The organism is Streptomyces axinellae (genome assembly GCF_039532135.1).
GTDB lineage: Bacteria > Actinomycetota > Actinomycetes > Streptomycetales > Streptomycetaceae > Streptomyces > Streptomyces axinellae.
Genome location: NZ_BAAARJ010000004.1, coordinates 20,123 through 36,946, shown reverse-complemented (window position 1 = coordinate 36,946; position 16,824 = coordinate 20,123). Strand labels below are relative to the sequence as shown.

13 protein-coding genes are annotated in these 16,824 nt (G+C 67.1%); 1 reads left to right on the top strand and 12 read right to left on the bottom strand.

Features of this window, described 5'->3' with window-relative positions; translation table 11 throughout:
* Window positions 1-155: 155 nt before the first annotated feature.
* Window positions 156-1,949, bottom strand: coding sequence for an ABC transporter substrate-binding protein (locus tag ABD339_RS06660; RefSeq protein ID WP_344563187.1), 1,794 nt, complete (start codon window positions 1,947-1,949; stop codon window positions 156-158).
* Window positions 1,950-2,044: 95 nt separating this feature from the next.
* Entirely contained in the window at window positions 2,045-3,079 is a 1,035-nt protein-coding gene (locus ABD339_RS06655) for an ABC transporter permease (protein WP_344563186.1), read from the bottom strand.
* A gap of 528 nt (window positions 3,080-3,607) precedes the next feature.
* On the opposite strand from ABD339_RS06655, the gene ABD339_RS06650 reads away from it, so the two are divergent.
* On the top strand, window positions 3,608-4,621 hold the full coding sequence (locus ABD339_RS06650; RefSeq protein WP_344563184.1) for a hypothetical protein: 1,014 nt from the start codon (window positions 3,608-3,610) through the stop codon (window positions 4,619-4,621).
* Between the two features lie 124 nt (window positions 4,622-4,745).
* Here ABD339_RS06650 and ABD339_RS06645 read toward each other — a convergent pair whose 3' ends face one another.
* The 10 genes from ABD339_RS06645 to ABD339_RS06600 form a co-directional block, all read right to left on the bottom strand.
* Window positions 4,746-5,885 (bottom strand): ABC transporter ATP-binding protein, encoded by a 1,140-nt coding sequence (locus tag ABD339_RS06645; protein ID WP_344563182.1) that lies wholly within the window; start codon window positions 5,883-5,885, stop codon window positions 4,746-4,748.
* Window positions 5,875-6,855, bottom strand: coding sequence for an ABC transporter ATP-binding protein (locus ABD339_RS06640; protein ID WP_344563180.1), 981 nt, complete (start codon window positions 6,853-6,855; stop codon window positions 5,875-5,877). Before ABD339_RS06640 ends, ABD339_RS06645 begins: the two co-directional genes overlap by 11 nt.
* Before the next feature lie 4 nt (window positions 6,856-6,859).
* Window positions 6,860-7,774: an ABC transporter permease gene (locus tag ABD339_RS06635; protein WP_344563767.1), complete on the bottom strand. Its 915-nt coding sequence runs from the start codon at window positions 7,772-7,774 to the stop codon at window positions 6,860-6,862.
* 159 nt (window positions 7,775-7,933) lie between these two features.
* Complete coding sequence (locus ABD339_RS06630) at window positions 7,934-8,857, bottom strand: ABC transporter permease (RefSeq protein WP_344563179.1); 924 nt, start codon at window positions 8,855-8,857, stop codon at window positions 7,934-7,936.
* Window positions 8,858-8,863: 6 nt separating this feature from the next.
* Window positions 8,864-10,510 (bottom strand): peptide ABC transporter substrate-binding protein, encoded by a 1,647-nt coding sequence (locus ABD339_RS06625; protein WP_344563178.1) that lies wholly within the window; start codon window positions 10,508-10,510, stop codon window positions 8,864-8,866.
* 609 nt (window positions 10,511-11,119) lie between these two features.
* Window positions 11,120-12,157 carry an ABC transporter ATP-binding protein gene (locus tag ABD339_RS06620; protein WP_344563176.1) on the bottom strand — a complete coding sequence of 346 codons (1,038 nt, stop codon included), beginning with the start codon at window positions 12,155-12,157 and terminating at the stop codon, window positions 11,120-11,122.
* On the bottom strand, window positions 12,141-13,127 hold the full coding sequence (locus tag ABD339_RS06615; protein WP_344563175.1) for an ABC transporter ATP-binding protein: 987 nt from the start codon (window positions 13,125-13,127) through the stop codon (window positions 12,141-12,143). The genes ABD339_RS06620 and ABD339_RS06615 overlap by 17 nt, the downstream gene beginning before the upstream one ends.
* Before the next feature lie 14 nt (window positions 13,128-13,141).
* On the bottom strand, window positions 13,142-14,080 hold the full coding sequence (locus ABD339_RS06610) for an ABC transporter permease (protein ID WP_344563173.1): 939 nt from the start codon (window positions 14,078-14,080) through the stop codon (window positions 13,142-13,144).
* Window positions 14,073-15,002 (bottom strand): ABC transporter permease, encoded by a 930-nt coding sequence (locus ABD339_RS06605; RefSeq protein ID WP_344563171.1) that lies wholly within the window; start codon window positions 15,000-15,002, stop codon window positions 14,073-14,075. Before ABD339_RS06605 ends, ABD339_RS06610 begins: the two co-directional genes overlap by 8 nt.
* Window positions 15,003-15,093: 91 nt before the next feature.
* Window positions 15,094-16,704, bottom strand: a complete 1,611-nt coding sequence (locus tag ABD339_RS06600) for a peptide ABC transporter substrate-binding protein (RefSeq protein ID WP_344563169.1) — start codon at window positions 16,702-16,704, stop codon at window positions 15,094-15,096.
* Window positions 16,705-16,824: the final 120 nt, after the last annotated feature.

The following is a 16,824-nucleotide window of genomic DNA, read 5'->3' as shown; positions in this document are numbered from 1 at the left end:
GAGAAGGCGGGTGTGCCGGGGGCCGCGAGGCGCCGGACCGCGCCCGGGAGTTCCGGCCCGCGCCGTCCGCCCGGCTGAGCGGGCGGACGGCGGCGGTCACGGCCTGGACCTCAGATGCCGGGGCTCAGGTGCCGGGGCTCAGGTGCCGGGGCGCGCTACTTCTTCTTGACGTAGAGCGACGTCGGGTTGATGTCGTGCAGGGACTCGTCGAAATAGACTCCGCCGATGTTCGATCCGTAGAGCTGGATCGCCTTGTAGTACTGGAGCGGAACCGCCGGGACGTCCTCCTTGAGGATCTTGTCCGCGAGCTTCTGCCACTCCTCGGCCGCCTTGTTCGGGTCGGACATGGCCCGGATGCGGTCCATCTCCTTCTCGAACTTCGGGTTCTTGTGGTGCGAGTAGTTCGCCGCGCCGTCCTGGACCTGGCGGCCGTCGAACAGGTTGGGCACCACGGTCGAGGCGCTCGGCCAGTCGGCGCCCCAGGAGTTGTGGTAAATGTCGTAGTCGTTCTTGATCTTGCCGACCTGGTCGTAGTACGTGTCGGCGATGATGTCCTTCTTCTGGACGTTGAAGCCGGCCTTCTTCAGGTTGTCGGTGGCGGCGACGGAGAACTTCTGCCACTCGGGAGCGTTCTGGAAGGCGAAGGTGAGCTTCATGCCCGTCTTGCCGGACTCCTTCAGCAGCTTCTTCGCCTTCGTGACATCGCCCTGCGGCTTCTTCAGCTTGCCGAACGGGTCGGTGGGCTTCTGCCCCACCAGCGTCGGGCTGATGTAGTTGCCCGCGAGCTGGGCGCCGCCGGAGCCGCCGAAGGCGGAGACGATGGACTGCGAGGGCATCGCGTAGGCGATGGCCTGGCGGACCTTCTTGTCCTTGATCCGGTCGTTGTTGATGTTCATGTAGCCGACGTAGGACTGGAAGCCGGAGACCGAGCGCTTCTTGATGTCGGCGCTGGTACGCACCTCCTGCATGCTGGAGGCGTCGACCTGGTTCGTAAAGCTCGTGGCGGTCTTGTTCTCGCCCGAGTCCGACATCAGCCGCTTGGTGGAGTCCTCGAAGGAGACACCGAACTGGATGTCGAAAGCGTCCGGGTACTGGTGGCGTCCCGGGTCCGTGTTCGGGCTCCACTCCTTGTTCTTGACCAGCTTCATGCTCTTGCCGGACTTGAACGAGGCGATCTTGTACGGACCCGAGGAGAGCGGCTTCTTGTCGTACTTCTCCTTGGTGTCCTTCTCCTTGGAGACCACGCCGTAGCCCGCCATGGCCAGCGCGTAGGGCAGCTCGGCCTGCGGCTTCTTGAAGTGGAAGATGACCGTCTGGTCATCCGGCGTCTCCAGCATGCTGTCCGGCAGGTGCTTGCCCTTGTACGGGCCGTCCTTGAGTACCTTGCGGTACTCGGTGCCGCCGGTGTCGGCCAGCCACTGCTGGATGAAGGTCGGGCCCTCCGTGATGAACGGCGCGAAGGTCCGCTCGATCGTGTGGCGGACGTCCTTCGAGGTGATGGCCGAGCCGTCCTCGAACTTGATGCCGTCCTTGAGCTTGTACGTCCAGGTCTTGCCGCCGTCGGACTTCTGGCCGCTGTCGGTGGCCAGGTCGCCGACGACCGAGTACTTGCCGTCGCTGTCCTTCTTGTAGCTGGTCAGCCCACGATGGATCAGGGTGGCGAGCGCGCCTTCGTCACTGACGTAGATCTGGGCGGGGTCCAGGTGCGCGAAGCTGTCGCGCTGGAGCACCTTGATGGTGCCGCCCGACTTGGCGCCCTTGATCTCGGGGGCCGGCCCCTTGGAGCCGGCGGCGTCGGCGAAGGTGTAGGCGATGTCCTTGCCCTGCTTCTTGGCCTTGGCGTCCCCGCCGTCGTCCCCGCCCCCGCCGCTGCTACAGCCGGTGAGGAACAGCGCCCCGGCGGCGAGCGCCGCGAGGGGGGCGCGGGCCGTGCGTATGGTCACTCTCATGGTGGTCTCTGCACCTGCCTGTCGGTTGTCCGTCGCTGCCTGACTGTTGGCGCACGGGGTGGCAGCGCCCCCCACCACTCGGTCGCGTCCTGCTCTCATCGGCCCGACTTCGGGTCGAACGCGTCCCTGACCGAGTCTCCGAGCAGGTTGAATGCGAGGATGAAGATCACCATCGCGCCGCCCGGGAAGAACATGTAGGTGATGTCGCTCTGATAGACGTCGGCTCCTGTCGCGAACATCCGGCCCCAGTCGGGTGTGGGTTCGAGCATGCCGACGCCGAGGAACGACAGACCCGCGATGGCGGTGACATTGTTCGGCAGCATGTAGGTGGACTGCACCAGGATCGGCGTCACCAGGTTGGGCAGCAGTTCCTTGCGGATGATCCGGCTGGGCGGGGTGCCCGCCACCTTCGCCGCCTCGACGAACTCCCGTTCCCGCAGCGAGAGGGTCTGGCCGCGCAGCAGCCGGGCCAGCGTCATCCAGCCGAGCAGCCACATGACGTAGATGAGCACGCAGGCACGCATCCAGGTAGGCATCTCGTCTCGCGGGTCCACGAACAGCGCGGTGATCACCGGGGTGAAGGCGATGAAGAACAGCTGGTTGGGAAACGACATCATCAAGTCGGTCAACCGGCCGAGGAGATAGTCGGTCCGACCGCCGATGTAGCCGCCCGCGACGCCGATCACGATGGCGGTGATCACGGAGAGCAGGGTGATGGCGATCGCGAGCGAGAGCGAGGTGCGGATGCCGTAGACGAGTTGCATGAACACATCGCGGCCGAGGTCGGGCTCGAGGCCGAACCAGTACTCGGAGCTGATGCCGCCGTTGGGCTTGACCGGGTAGCCGTTGTCGTTCAACAGCCCCGGGATCGTCTGCCCGTAGCGGGTGTACGCGTCCTTGCCGTACAGCTTGGAGATCAGCGGCGCGAGCAACGCGACCGCGAAGAACGCAAGCACGATCAGGGCGGATATGACCCCGGTGCGATCGCGCTTGAAACGTATCCACATGAGCTGCCCCGGGGAGCGGCCCACAAGCTCACTCTTGTTTTCAACTCGCGTAGAACTGGGACCCGCGCCATCAGGGCCAGGGCTGTCGGCCCCGGCTGCCACAGCCTGGGAAGGACTCGTCATCGCGTTGTGCTCCCGCGCTCAATTCTCGCCGGAACCCGGATCGTTGACCGTGATGCGGGCTGGGTTGAGCGGACTTTCGCAACTCGATTAACCCCGAGTCAAGAGGTGTTGGACCCTCCGGCAGCTGTCACGCGCTTTCTTGAGCGAACATTGCGCAGATCGAGGTCGCCACGTGCTTGACACCGAGAACTTCGAGGCGACATAGCGATATAAGTCAGCAGCAAACGCCTTAACGGCTCCGCAACTCGGCCGATGTCTGCCCGATATGCGAATTCGCCACCCTGAAGTGCGTACGTCGGACGGGCGCCGGAGCCCTCGCGCCGGGCCCTCCGCGGTGCGGATGTCGTGCACCTCCCGTGTCCATCGCGTAAGCCGTGTGCATCGTGCACGCCGTAAAGGCTGTGAAGGCCGTGAGAACATGGGCCGATCGGTCGCATGTTCGTCACTCCCGCGTCTGAACGCTCGGGCCGGCGGCGATCACAAGGACATCTGAGGCATGCGACACGCACCCACGGGGAGCCGAGGGACATGGGCCATCACCGCACACTCGCCCGCGGCGCGCGCATATTCGGCGCGCTGCTGACAGCCGCGCTCGCGCTCCTCAGCCTGGGCTGGATAATCCGCGACTTCGTCAAGGCCGACGAGGTCACCGACGTCTGGTGGAACTGGACGGGTCTGCTGGCCCGCTCCGAGGACGGGGTCTGGGTCGCCTCGTCCACCGAGCCGATGCTGCTGCTGGTCTACGCCGTCGCCGCCGCCACCGCCGTGCGCTCCTCCTCGGCCGGCGCGATACTCGCCGGCACGGGCGCGCTCACCGTGGTGCTGCGCCTCCCGGGCCTGTGGAACCTCAACGCCGACTGGATACAGGGCATCTCGGACGGCCTGATCAGCAAGGTGCTCTTCAGCACCATCGCGGCGGTGGCGCTCGGCGCCGTGCTGGTCATCACCGCCGTCGCGGGCCGCCGCCCAGCCCAGCCGCCCGCCTCCGGCGCCGGGGACGGCTCCCCGCCCTCCGATCCCGCCGAGGAACTCCCCGCCCGGCCCACCCGGGGCGGCGCGGTCGCCGCCTTCCTCCTGCTGGGCGCGGGCGCCGCCGTGCTGGCGGTGTGGGAGATCCACACCGCGGAAGAGGCCGGCTGGGACCGCTACGAGCGGCTGCTGACCGGCGAGCGCACGATCGTACGGCTCCTGGACGTACCGCCCGCCTGGACGGCCTGGACCATTGTCCTGATGGCGCTGGTCGCGGCCGTCGGCGCGCTGGCCGGGGCTCCCTTCTCCCGCCCCCTCGGCCTGATCGTCGCCGCCCCCGTGCTGGCATCCGGAGCCTTCACCACCGCGTACGCCGTCAGGACGGAGCAGTTCGGGCACTTCGGCGACGCGAGCATCGAGCAGCAACTGCACCTGCTCACCAGCGCGTTCGAGGTCGTGGTCGGCATCGCGGTGCTGCTGGTCCTCTCCCGGGGGGAGCGGCAGGACCCGCACACCGTCTCCGCCTACCAGGGCCGCCCCGTCTCCCTCGGAGTGCCGTCGAAGAGCGCATAGCGCGCGGCCCCGCCCGGGGCGTCATATCCGGCCAGGCGGTACGTCCGGCCAGGCGGTCCGTCCGCCGTCCGGCCTGCGGTACGTCCGGCCGGTCGCGGGCCGCCGCACGCCGGGGAGCGCGCGTTCAGTCCGTCGAGCGGGGGAGGACGGCCGTGCGTTCGGCCGCGAAGTGGCAGGCCGAAGGGTGGTGCACCGCCTCCTGGGGCGTGGACCGGGCGAAGTTCTCGGGGACGATCAGCAGCGGCTCCTCGACGACGCAGCGATGCTGCGCCTTCCAGCACCGGGTGCGGAAGTGACAGCCCGAGGGCGGGTTGGCCGGGGAGGGCACATCGCCCTCCAGTACGATCCGCTCGCGCACCGCCTCCGCCTCGGGGTCGGGGACCGGGACGGCCGAGAGCAGCGCCTGGGTGTAGGGGTGCGTGGGATGCTCGTAGATCTCCTCCTCCGTACCGATCTCCACGATCTTGCCGAGGTACATCACCCCCACCCGGTCGGAGATGTGGCGCACCACGGACAGGTCGTGCGCGATGAAGATGTAGGAGAGGCCGAATTCGTCCTGAAGCCGTGACATCAGGTTGATGACCTGCGCCTGGACGGAGACGTCGAGCGCGGAGACGGGCTCGTCGGCGACGATGATCTCCGGGCGCAGCGCCAGCCCCCTCGCGATACCGATCCGCTGCCGCTGGCCGCCGCTGAACTGGTGCGGGTAACGGTTGATGTACTCGGGGTTCAGCCCGACCACATCGAGCAGCTCCCGCACCTTGCCCCGCCGGTCGCCCTTCGGAGCCACCTCCGGATGGATGTCGAACGGCTCCCCGATGATGTCGCCGACCGTCATCCGCGGATTCAGCGACGTGTACGGGTCCTGGAAGACCATCTGGATATTGCGGCGTACGGCCTTGAGCGCGCGGCCCGAGAGCTTGGTGATGTCCTCGCCCTTGTAGCGGATGGTGCCCGAGGTGGGCTCTTCGAGATGGGTCACCAGCTTGGCGACGGTGGACTTGCCGCAGCCGGACTCCCCCACGATGCCCAGCGTCTCGCCCTGGCGCAGGTCGAAGGAGACGCCGTCCACGGCCTTGACCGCGCCGACCTGCCGCTTGAAGACGATGCCCTGGGTCAGCGGGAAGTGCTTGACCAGGTCCCGCACCTCCAAGATGGCCTCGCCCGCCGCGTAGGCGCTCCCGGCGTGCGACCTGGCCAGCAGGCGGCGCGCCGCGCTGCCCTCTTCCTTGGCCTGTTTGCGCCCCGAGCGGTCAGGGGACATCGGGCATCTCCTTCCAGAAGTGGCATGCGCTGGCCCGGTCCTCGGAGACCTCGTACAGCGGTGGCTCGTCCGTGCGGCACACCGGGCGCGCCATGGGGCAGCGCGGGTTGAAGGCGCAGGCGGGCGGGATCTCCAGCAGGCTGGGCGGCATCCCCTTGATGGCGCTGAGCTGGTGTCCCTTCTGGTCGAGGCGGGGGATGGAGTCCAGCAGACCGCGCGTGTACGGGTGCGCGGGCGCCCGGTACAGCTCCTTGACCGGCGCCGTCTCCACAATGCGGCCCGCGTACATCACCGCGATCTTGTCCGCCACATCCGCGACCACCCCCAGATCATGAGTGATCAGAATCAGCCCCATGTTGAACTCCCGCTGCAACTCAGCGAGCAGCTCCATCACCTGCGCCTGAACCGTCACATCCAGCGCCGTCGTCGGCTCGTCCGCGATGATCAGATCCGGCTCCAGCGCCAACGCCATCGCGATCATGATCCGCTGCCGCATACCCCCACTGAACTGATGCGGATAATCCCCCACCCGCTCCCGCGCGGCCGGAATACGGACGCGCTCCATCAGCTCCACGGCTCTTTCTCGCGCCTCTTTGCGCGAGGCCCCCTGGTGCACCCGGAACATCTCACCCAACTGGTAGCCCACCGTCAGCACCGGATTGAGCGAGGAGAGCGCGTCCTGGAAGATCATCGCCATCTTGGAGCCGCGGATCTTGCGCCGTTCCGCCTCCGGGAGCTTGAGCAGATCCCGCCCCTGGAAGACGATTTCACCGGCGGCGATCCGGCCGGGCGGAATGTCGAGGATGCCCATGACCGCCTGCGCCGTCACCGACTTGCCCGAGCCGGACTCCCCCAGCACCGCCAGGGTCTCCCCGGAATCCACCTCGTAGCTGACGCCGTTGACGGCCTTGGCGACGCCGTCGCGGGTGTGGAACTCGACATGGAGATCGCGCACTTCGAGCAGGCTCACTGCCTCACCTCAGCTTCGGGTCGAGGGCGTCGCGCACCGCGTCGCCGAGCATGATGAACGCCAGTACGGTGACGCTCAGCGCGGCGGCCGGATAGACGAGGATGTGCGGCGCGTTGCGGAACTGCATGCCTTCGGAGGCGGCGGAGATGTCGGCGCCCCAGGAGACGGTGGGCGGCTGGAGGCCGACGCCCAGGTAGCTGAGGGTCGCCTCCAGGGCGATGTAGGTGCCCAGGGCGATGGTCGCGGTCACGATCACGGGCGCGACGGCGTTGGGCAGGATGTGCCGCACCATCATCCGGGCGTTGCCGGCGCCCAGGGCCCGGGCCGCCAGGACATAGTCGTTCTGCTTGGCCGTGATGACCGAGCCGCGCGCGATACGGGCGACCTGCGGCCAGCCGAGCAGCACGATGAAGGAGACGACGGTCCACACGGAGCGGCTGCCGGTCATGGAGAGGAAGACCAGGCCGCCCAGCACGATCGGGATGCCGAAGAAGATGTCGGTCACCCGCGAGAGGATCGCGTCCCAGCCGCCGCCGAAGAACCCGGCCAGCCCGCCGAGCAGGCTGCCCACGAGCGCGACCCCGAGCGTGGAGCAGACGCCGACCGTGACGGAGGTGCGGGCACCGTAGACGACGCGGGTGTAGACGTCGCAGCCCTGGGCGTCGTATCCGAACCAGTGTCCGGCCGAGGCTTCGTCCAGGGAGCGGCCCAGGTCGCAGGAGAGCGGGTCGCGGGCGGCGATCAGCTGGGGCCACAGGGAGATGAGGACCAGGAACGCGATGAGCAGGCCCGCGATGATGAACACCGGGTTCCGGATCAGGTCGTGCCAGGCGTCCGACCACAGGCTGCGCCCCTTCCGCCGGGGCCCCCGCCCGTCACCCCCCTCCAGCCCGGCCCCTTCGCTCTCCGCCAGCTCCATGGCCCCGCCGGGCCCCCCGACGGCGGGCCTCCCCTTCACGAGGGGCCTCCCGCGAGCACTCTCCCGGTGCGGGCGGCGCGGGGTACGGCGGGCGGGCGCGGGGACGGCGGACCGTCCAGGCGGGGACAGCTCGGGCAGCGGCCTGGGGGAGAGGACGGGTCACGCATAGCGGATCCTCGGGTCGAGCACGGCGTAGAGGAGATCGACGAGCAGATTCGCGAGCAGGAAGACGATGACGAGGATCGTCACGAAGCCGACGACGGTGGGCGAGTTCTGGCGGACCACGCCCTGCCACAGCTGGAACCCGACGCCCTGGATGTTGAAGATCCGCTCGGTCACCAGTGCGCCCGCCATCAGGTTGCCGACGTCCGTGCCGAGGAAGGTGACGACCGGGATCAGCGAGTTGCGCAGCAGGTGCCGCACGGTCACCCGGCTGCGGGGCAGCCCCTTGGCGATGGCCGTGCGCACATAGTCGGCGCGGGCGTTCTCGGCGATGGACGTGCGGGTCAGCCGCGTGACGTAGGCGAGCGAGACCAGCGCGAGCACCAGCCCCGGCAGCAGCAGTTCGTTGACGGGTGCCGCGGGGGAGACGGCCGGCCGGATCCAGCCCCACTTCACGCCGAAGAGATACTGCGCCAGGGTGCCGGTCACAAAGGTCGGCACGGAGATGACGACGAGGGTCAGCATCAGCACCGAGGTATCGACGGGCCGCCCCCGGCGCAGTCCGGTGAGCACGCCGAGGACGATGCCGATGATGATTTCGAAGACGATCGCGATGATCGCCAGCCGGATGGTGATCGGGAAGGCGTTCCCGATCAGTTCCGTCACCGGCTGGCCGGTAAAGGCGTTGCCGAAATCGCCGGTGAAGATCTTTCCCATGTAGAGCACGTACTGCTGCCACAGGGGTTTGTCGAGGTTGAACTCCGAGCGCAGTTGGGCCGCAGTGGCGGGGTCGGGGGCCCGGTCGCCGAACATCGCGTTGACCGGGTCCCCGACTGCGTACACCATCACGAAGATGAGAAAGGTGGTCCCGATGAAGACCGGGATCATCTGGAGCAGTCGCCTGATGACGTAGCGCCCCACCTCGGGTCACTTGACCTTGATGTCAGTGAAGACCGGCACGGAGAAGGGATTGAGCTTGACACCACTGACCCGGTCGGAATAACCGGCGTTGCCGTTCTGATACCACAGCGGAATGGCAGGAAGCTGCTTGAGAATAAGCTTCTCGGCCTGCTGGAAGTTTTTGATCGCAGTCTTCTTGTCGGGCGACGAATTCGCCTTGTCCATCAGCTTGTCGGCGGCCGGGTCGGAGAAGTGCGAGTCGTTGGACGAGGCATCCGTGTAGAAGATCGGCTGGATGAAGTTCTGGATGAGCGGGTAGTCCATCTGCCACCCCGTCCTGAACATCCCCGTCATCTTCTTCTGCGAGATGTTGTTGCGGAACTCGGCGAACGTCGGCACGGGATCCACGGCGCAGGCGTCGTTCTTGCCGAGCGAGTCGTTGATGCTGTTGCAGACCGCTTCCATCCACTGCCGATGGGACCCGGTGTCCACATTGGAGGTGAGCTTGATCCTTCCCCCGGGCAGCCCGCCCCCTTGCTCGACCAACTGCTTCGCCCGCTTCGGGTTGTACGTACAGGTATCCCCGCACAGTCCCGCCTTGTACCCGCCGGCGGCCTTCAGCACGGGAGACGTCAGATCGGTCGCCGGCTCGCGGGTGCCGTGGTAGATCTTCTCCGTCACCTTCTTGCGGTCAATCGCCATGGAAAGCCCCCGCCGCACCAGCACCGCCTTCTTGCCCTGCCACCTCTTGTCGTACATCGGGAAGGAAACGGTCTGCGTGATCCCGGCGGGCTGATTGATGTAGCGACCGCCCAGATCCCGCTTGGCATTCTTCAACTGCCCCGCCGGAAGCTCGTCCACCACATCGAGATTCCCAGCCTGAAGATCGGTGTAGCCCGTATTCTGGTCCGTATAGACCTTCAGCTCGACACCCTTATTCTTAGGCTTGTCAGGACCGGCGTAATGCGGGTTCCTGGACAGCTTCATCGACTGCCCTTTGGTGTACGAATCCACCCGGTACGGGCCGTCCCCGACGGGCTTCTTCAGCCACCCCTCATGGTCGGTGAAGAATCTCTTGGGCAGCGGCGCATAGGCGCTGTACCCCAGCGTGTCGGGCCAGAGCGAGAATTTCTGGTTGAGCTTCACGGTGAAGGTGTGGTTGTCCTTCACCTTGAGCCCCGACATGGTTTTCGCCTTGGGCTTCCCCTTTTCGGGGTGCACATCGCCGTAACCGTCGATGTACTGGAAGAAGTACGAGTTCACCTGCTTGTTGGTGACCAGCGCGCCGTAGTTCCACGCGTCCACGAACGACTTGGCGGTGACCGGCGTACCGTCGGAGAACTTCCACCCCTTCTTGATCTTGACGGTGAAATTCCGCTGATCGCTGCTGTCGATCGACTGCGCGACCGCGTTCTCCGCCTTCCCGCTGACGGGGTTGTACTTCTTGAGCCCCCGGAAGGCCATGTCGAGGACCTTGCCGCCCTGCACCTCGTTGGTGTTCGCGGGCTCGACCGGATGCTGCGGGTCGGTCCAGAACGCGCGGACGACCCCCGATGCGGAACCGCCCCCGCCGCCTCCTCCCCCGCCGCCGCCGCAGCCGGTGGCAGTGAGGACAACCACCACGGCAGCGGCGAGCGACCTGCCGGTCCAGGTGACGCGGGTGGCTCCACGCATGGGTGCCTCCTAGGTGCGCTGTGGGTTCACATCCGACTCGGACCCACATAACACTGTTTGTCCCACTAATCCGCGTTGACCTGCCCGCCCCTGGGTGCGGGGCACCCATATGGACCCCTGTGACCCGGCTGCTTTGTGGGGCGCGGCCCTTCAGACCCTCGCCCCTTCGGTTTCGCACCAAGGTGCGGCGCCGTTGTTGGGGGCGCTGCCCCCAACCCCCTTGGCCTCTCCCCCAACCTCCGGCCGGGGGTACCCCCGTACGCGTGCCCTCCCCGTAGGTTTTCGGTCCTTTGAGCCCTCTTGCTCGATGACCAGGCATCCAAGGGTTCAGATGTGGCGTCCACGGAACATGGGGGCGCGCAAAGGTAGAGAGACGGGGGCTTCCAGGGGGGGCGGAGCCCCCGTAGCGGGAGGCAGTTGGGGGGCGGAGCCGCCCCCCAACGCCCGGCCGGCGAGGCCATCGAGGAAAGGGGCGAAGCCCCATATAAAGCAGGAACCCGGGGCGAAGTCCCAAAAGCAACGACGGGTCACCGGGGCGCAGCCCCGGATACGGGCTGAGGCGGAGGGGGAAACGACAGCACCCCCACAGCCAAGCCCGCCCGGCCAGGGCTACGCTGCGACAACCGCCCCCCGCACCTCCGCGAAGTGGCACGCGGACGCGTGCTCCGCCCCGGACCCCTCCCCCTCGAACACCTTCGGCACAGCCAGCAGCGGTACCTCTTCCGCACACCGCGCCTCCGCCTTCCAGCACCGGGTGCGGAACCGGCACCCGGAGGGCGGGTTGGCCGGGGAGGGCACGTCGCCCTCCAGTACGATCCGCTCGCGGCGGTCCCCCGCCGAGGGGTCCGGCACGGGGACGGCGGAGAGCAGGGCCTGAGTGTAGGGGTGGGTGGGGTGCTCGTAGATCTCCTCGTCGGTGCCGATCTCGGCCATCTTGCCGAGGTACATCACGCCGACCCGGTCGGAGATGTGGCGGACGATGGACAGGTCGTGCGCGATGAACATGTAGGAGAGGCCGAATTCGTCCTGGAGCTTCTCCATGAGGTTGACGACCTGCGCCTGGACGGAGACGTCGAGCGCGGAGACGGGCTCGTCGGCGACGATGATCTCCGGGCGCAGCGCCAGCCCCCTCGCGATACCGATCCGCTGCCGCTGGCCCCCGCTGAACTGGTGCGGGTAACGGTTGATGTACTCGGGGTTCAGGCCCACCACATCGAGCAGCTCCCGCACCTTGCGTCGGCGGTCTCCCTTGGGGGCCACCTCCGGGTGGATGTCGTAGGGCTCGCCGATGATGTCGCCGACCGTCATCCGCGGATTCAGCGAGGTGTACGGGTCCTGGAAGACCATCTGGATGTTGCGCCGCACCTCGCGCAGGGCCCGCCCGGACAGCCGGGTGATGTCCTCGCCCTTGTACAGGATGGTGCCCGAGGTCGGCTTCTCCAGGTTCATCAGCAGCTTGGCGACGGTGGACTTGCCGCAGCCGGACTCCCCGACGATGCCCAGCGTCTCGCCGGGGTAGAGGTCGAAGGAGATGCCGTCCACGGCCTTGACCGCGCCGACCTGCCGCTTGAGCAGGATGCCCTGGGTCAGCGGAAAGTGCTTGACCAGGTCCCGCACCTGGAGGATCGGTTCACGCTGCTCGCTCATCGAGCGTCTCCTTCCAGAAGTGGCAGGCGCTGCCTCGCCCGTCGCCGACGTCGGCGAGGGCGGGCTGTTCGGTACGGCAGATGTCCTGGGCGACGGGGCAGCGCGGGTGGAACGCGCAGCCCTGGGGCACCTTGGCCATGTTGGGCGGCAGGCCCTGGATCGCGTACAGCTCCTGGCCCTTCTGGTCGAGGCGGGGGATGGAGTCCAGCAGACCGCGCGTGTACGGGTGCGCGGGCGCCCGGTACAGCTCCTTGACCGGCGCCGTCTCCACGATGCGGCCCGCGTACATCACCGCGATCTTGTCCGCCACATCCGCGACCACCCCCAGATCATGAGTGATCAGAATCAGCCCCATGTTGAACTCCCGCTGCAACTCAGCGAGCAGCTCCATCACCTGCGCCTGAACCGTCACATCCAGCGCCGTCGTCGGCTCGTCCGCGATGATCAGATCCGGCTCCAGCGCCAACGCCATCGCGATCATGATCCGCTGCCGCATACCCCCACTGAACTGATGCGGGTAGTCGTTGACGCGGTCCTTGGCGGCGGGGATCTTCACGCGGTCCATCAGTTCGACGGCCTTGGCCTTGGCGGCCTTGCGGCTCATGCCCTGGTGCACCCGGAACATCTCACCAAGCTGGTAGCCCACCGTCAGCACCGGATTGAGCGAGGAGAGCGCGTCCTGGAAGATCATGGCGATCTTCGCGCCGCGGATCTTGCGGCGCTCCTCCTTGGACATGGTGAGCATGTCCTTGCCGTGGAAGAGGATCTCGCCCTTGGGGATGCGGCCCGGGGGCATGTCCAGGATGCCCATGACGGCCTGTGCCGTCACCGACTTGCCGGAGCCGGACTCGCCCAGGACGGCCAGGGTCTCCCCGGCGTCCACGCTGTAGTTGACGCCGTTGACGGCCTTGACGACACCGTCCCGGGTGTGGAAATCGACGTGCAGGTCGCGCACTTCGAGCAGGCTCATTTTCCGCGCCTCCCTCAACGGCTCTTGGGATCGAGGGCGTTGCGGACCGCATCGCCGAGCATGATGAACGCCAGCACGGTGAGGGACACCATGATGGCCGGGGATATCAGGACGTGCGGCGCCGTGCGCAGGGCGTCCTTGCCCGCGGAGACGTCGATGCCCCAGGAGACCGTCGGGTCGGCGAGGCCGATGCCGAGGTAGGAGAGCGTGGCCTCGGCGCCGATGTAGCCGCCCAGCGCGGTGGTGGCGACGACGATGACCGGAGCCAGCGCGTTGGGCACGATGTGCCGGAACATGATCCGGGAGGTGCTCGCACCCAGCGAGCGTGCCGCGTGCACGTAGTCGCTCTGCTTGACGGTGATGACCGCGCCGCGCGCGACGCGGGCGATCTGGGTCCAGCCGAGGAAGACCAGCGCGGCGGTGACGACCCACACCTTGCGCTCGGCGAACGAGGTCAGCACGACCATGGCGCCGAGCAGGAAGGGGATGCCCTGGAAGATGTCGGTGACCCGGGACAGCACGCTGTCCAGCCAGCCGCCGAAGTAGCCGGCGATCAGGCCGACGATGCCGCCCAGAACGGTGACGATGAGGGTCACCATGACGCCGACGGTCACCGAGGCGCGGGCCCCGTAGACCATGCGGGCCCACACCGAGCGGCCCTGGCCGTCGTAGCCGAACCAGTCGGGGGCGAAGAAGTGCCCGTAGTTGGGCTCGCCCTGGAAGTGCTTGGTCAGATCGGCGTCCGTGGGCGAGGCCGAGGTGAACAGGCCGGGGAAGCAGACCATCGTCAGCAGCAGCACGATCAGCACGGCCGAGATGACGAAGAGCGGCTTGCGGCGCAGGTCGCGCCAGGCGTCCGACCAGAGGCTGCGGCCCTTGGGCGCCTTGCCCGGGGCGGCGCCCTGGGAGTTGTCCTGGGCGGGGGGCGCGGGTGCGGTGGCGGTCTCAGGCATAACGGATCCTCGGGTCCAGGACCGCGTAGAGCAGGTCGACGATGAGGCTGGCGACGAGGTAGACGATCACGATCAGCGTGACGATGCCGACGACCGTGGAGCCCTCGCGGCGGTTCAGGGCTTCGAAGATCGCGTTTCCGATGCCCTGGACGTTGAAGATGCCCTCCGTGACGACCGCGCCGGCCATCAGCGAGCCGACGTCGGTACCGAGGAAGGTCACCACGGGTATGAGCGAGTTGCGCAGCAGGTGCACACCCACCACCCGGCGGCGCGGCAGCCCCTTGGCGATCGCGGTGCGTATGTAGTCGGCGCGGAGGTTCTCCGCGACGGAGGTGCGGGTGAGGCGGGTGACGTAGGCGAGCGAGAGCCCGGCGAGCACGATCGCGGGGAGCAGCAACTGCCCCCATGCCTCGGAGTCCTGGACGGTCGGGGTCACCCAGCCCAGCTGGAAGGCGAAGATGTACTGGAAGAGGAAGCCCAGCACGAAGCTCGGGACCGAGATCAGCAGCAGGGTGAAGACCAGCACCACGCGGTCGAGCAGCTTGTCGGCGCGGAGCCCGGCGACGAGGCCGAGGAGGATGCCGGCGACGACGGTGAAGACGAAGGCGAAGAGCGTGAGCCGGATGGTCACCGGGAACGCCTGCGCGATGACGTCGGCGACCGGGCGCTGGGTGGCGATCTGGGTGCCGAAGTCGCCCTGGAGCAGACCGGTCAGGTAGTTCCAGTACTGGTGCCACAGCGGCAGGTCCAGTCCCAGCTGGTGCTTGAGTGCCGCGATCTGCGCCGGGTCGGCCGACTGCTCGCCCCACAGGGCGCGCACGGGGTCGCCGGGCAGGACGTACATCATGCAGAAGATCAAGAGCGTTGACCCGATGAAGACCGGGATCATCTGGAGCAGTCGCCGCGCGACATAGCGCCCCATGGTGCCTCCGTGAGTGGGTGGGGGTGACGGCGAGCGCCCAGGCCGCCGCCCGGGTGGGGGCAGCGGTCCCGGGCGCTCACTGCGCGCGGACTTACTTGACGGTGACGTCCGTCATGACGACGTCGCCGCGGTAGTTGATCTTGACGTTGTCGACACCGTCGGTGTGCACGACGTTGGCGGCGTAGTCCCACAGCGGGATGGCCGGCATCTTCTTGGCCAGCTCGCGCTCGGCGCCCTGGTACTCCTTGACGGTCTCGTCGAGGCTGGCGGCCTTGTCGCCCTTGCGGAACATGGCATCGACCTGGGGGTCGTTGAACTTGCCGTAGTTGGCCTGCGCCTTGCTGTCGAACAGTTCCTTGAGGAAGTTCACGTTCAGCGGGTAGTCGGCCACCCAGCCACCGCGGTAGAAGGACTTGACCTGCTTGGCGTCACGCGCGTCCAGGTCGGTCTGGAAGTCCGGCTTCGAGTCGCCCACGCACTCGATGCCGGTGGCCTTGCGGATGGACGCGCACACGGCGGTCACCCACTCCTTGTGGCCGCCGTCGGCGTTGAACTGGATCGAGACCTTGTTGCCCGGAACGCCGCCGCCTTCCTTGATGAGCTTCTTCGCCTTGGCGGGGTTGTAGTCGAAGATGTCGGTGTCGAGCTTCTGGTAGCCCTTGACCATCTCCGGCATGAACCCGGTGGCCGGGACGCGGCTGCCCTGGAGCACGGTCTTGGTGATCGACTTGCGGTCGATCGCCATCGACAGGCCCTGGAGGACCTTCGGGTCGATGTCCTTGAAGGTCTTGGAGTAGAAGGCCGGGGTGATCTGCTGCGTCGCGGCGTAGGGCTGGTCGATCGCGCGGTCACCGAAGTCGGACTTGCGCTTGGCGAGGTCCTTCGGCGCGACCTGGGGGCTGATGTCCAGGTTCTTGGAGAGGACGTCCTGGTAGGACGCCTCGTAGCCGGAGTAGGTCTTGAACTGGAGGCCCTTGTTCTTGGCCTTGTTGTCGCCCTTGTAGCCCTTCCACGCCTTGACCTGGATGAGCTTCTTGTGGGTCCACTTCTCGAACTTGTAGGGGCCGTTGCCGACAGGCTTCTGGCCGTAGCCCTTGGGGTCCTTGAAGAAGCCCTTGGGCAGCGGGGTCCAGGTGTAGTAGCCCAGCTTCTCCTTGAAGTAGGAGACGGGGTGGGTCAGCTCGATGGTGAAGGTGTGGTCATCGACCTTCTTCAGGCCGGACATCTTGTCCTTCTTGGCCTTGCCCTTCTCGGGGTGAACGTCGTCGTAGCCCTTGATGTCGCTGAACCAGTAGCTGTTCTGCTGGTTGTTGGCGATGTTGGCGTACCAGTTCCAGGCGTTGATGTAGGAGTCGGAGGTGACGTCCTCGCCGTTGTGGAACTTCCACCCCTTCTTCAGCTTGACCGTCCAGGTCTTGGAGTCCTTGGAGGTGACGGACTCCGCGTTCGCGTTCTCCAGCTTGCCCTCGGGGCTGTACTTCACCAGCCCGGTGAACAGTGCTTCGATGGAGTAGGCGCCCTGGGACTCGTTCGTGTTGCCCGGAACGAGGGGCTTCTGAGGCTCGTTCACGTTGATCGACACATAGCCGGCGGGCTTGCCCGCGGCCGAGCCGCCCTCACTGCCCGAGCCCCCGCAGGCCGTGGCCGCCAGGGCCACGGCCGCCGCCAGAGCGGACCACTTCACAGTCTTCGCACCACGCATGGAGCGTCCTCCTCAGAGTCATTCACCAAGGGAGAGGGGGCGGTGCGGAGTCCGGCCACCATGCCGGAACCATGCACACGCCCCCCTGCTCGCGGAGTCTTCGCTCTATACGATGCGTAC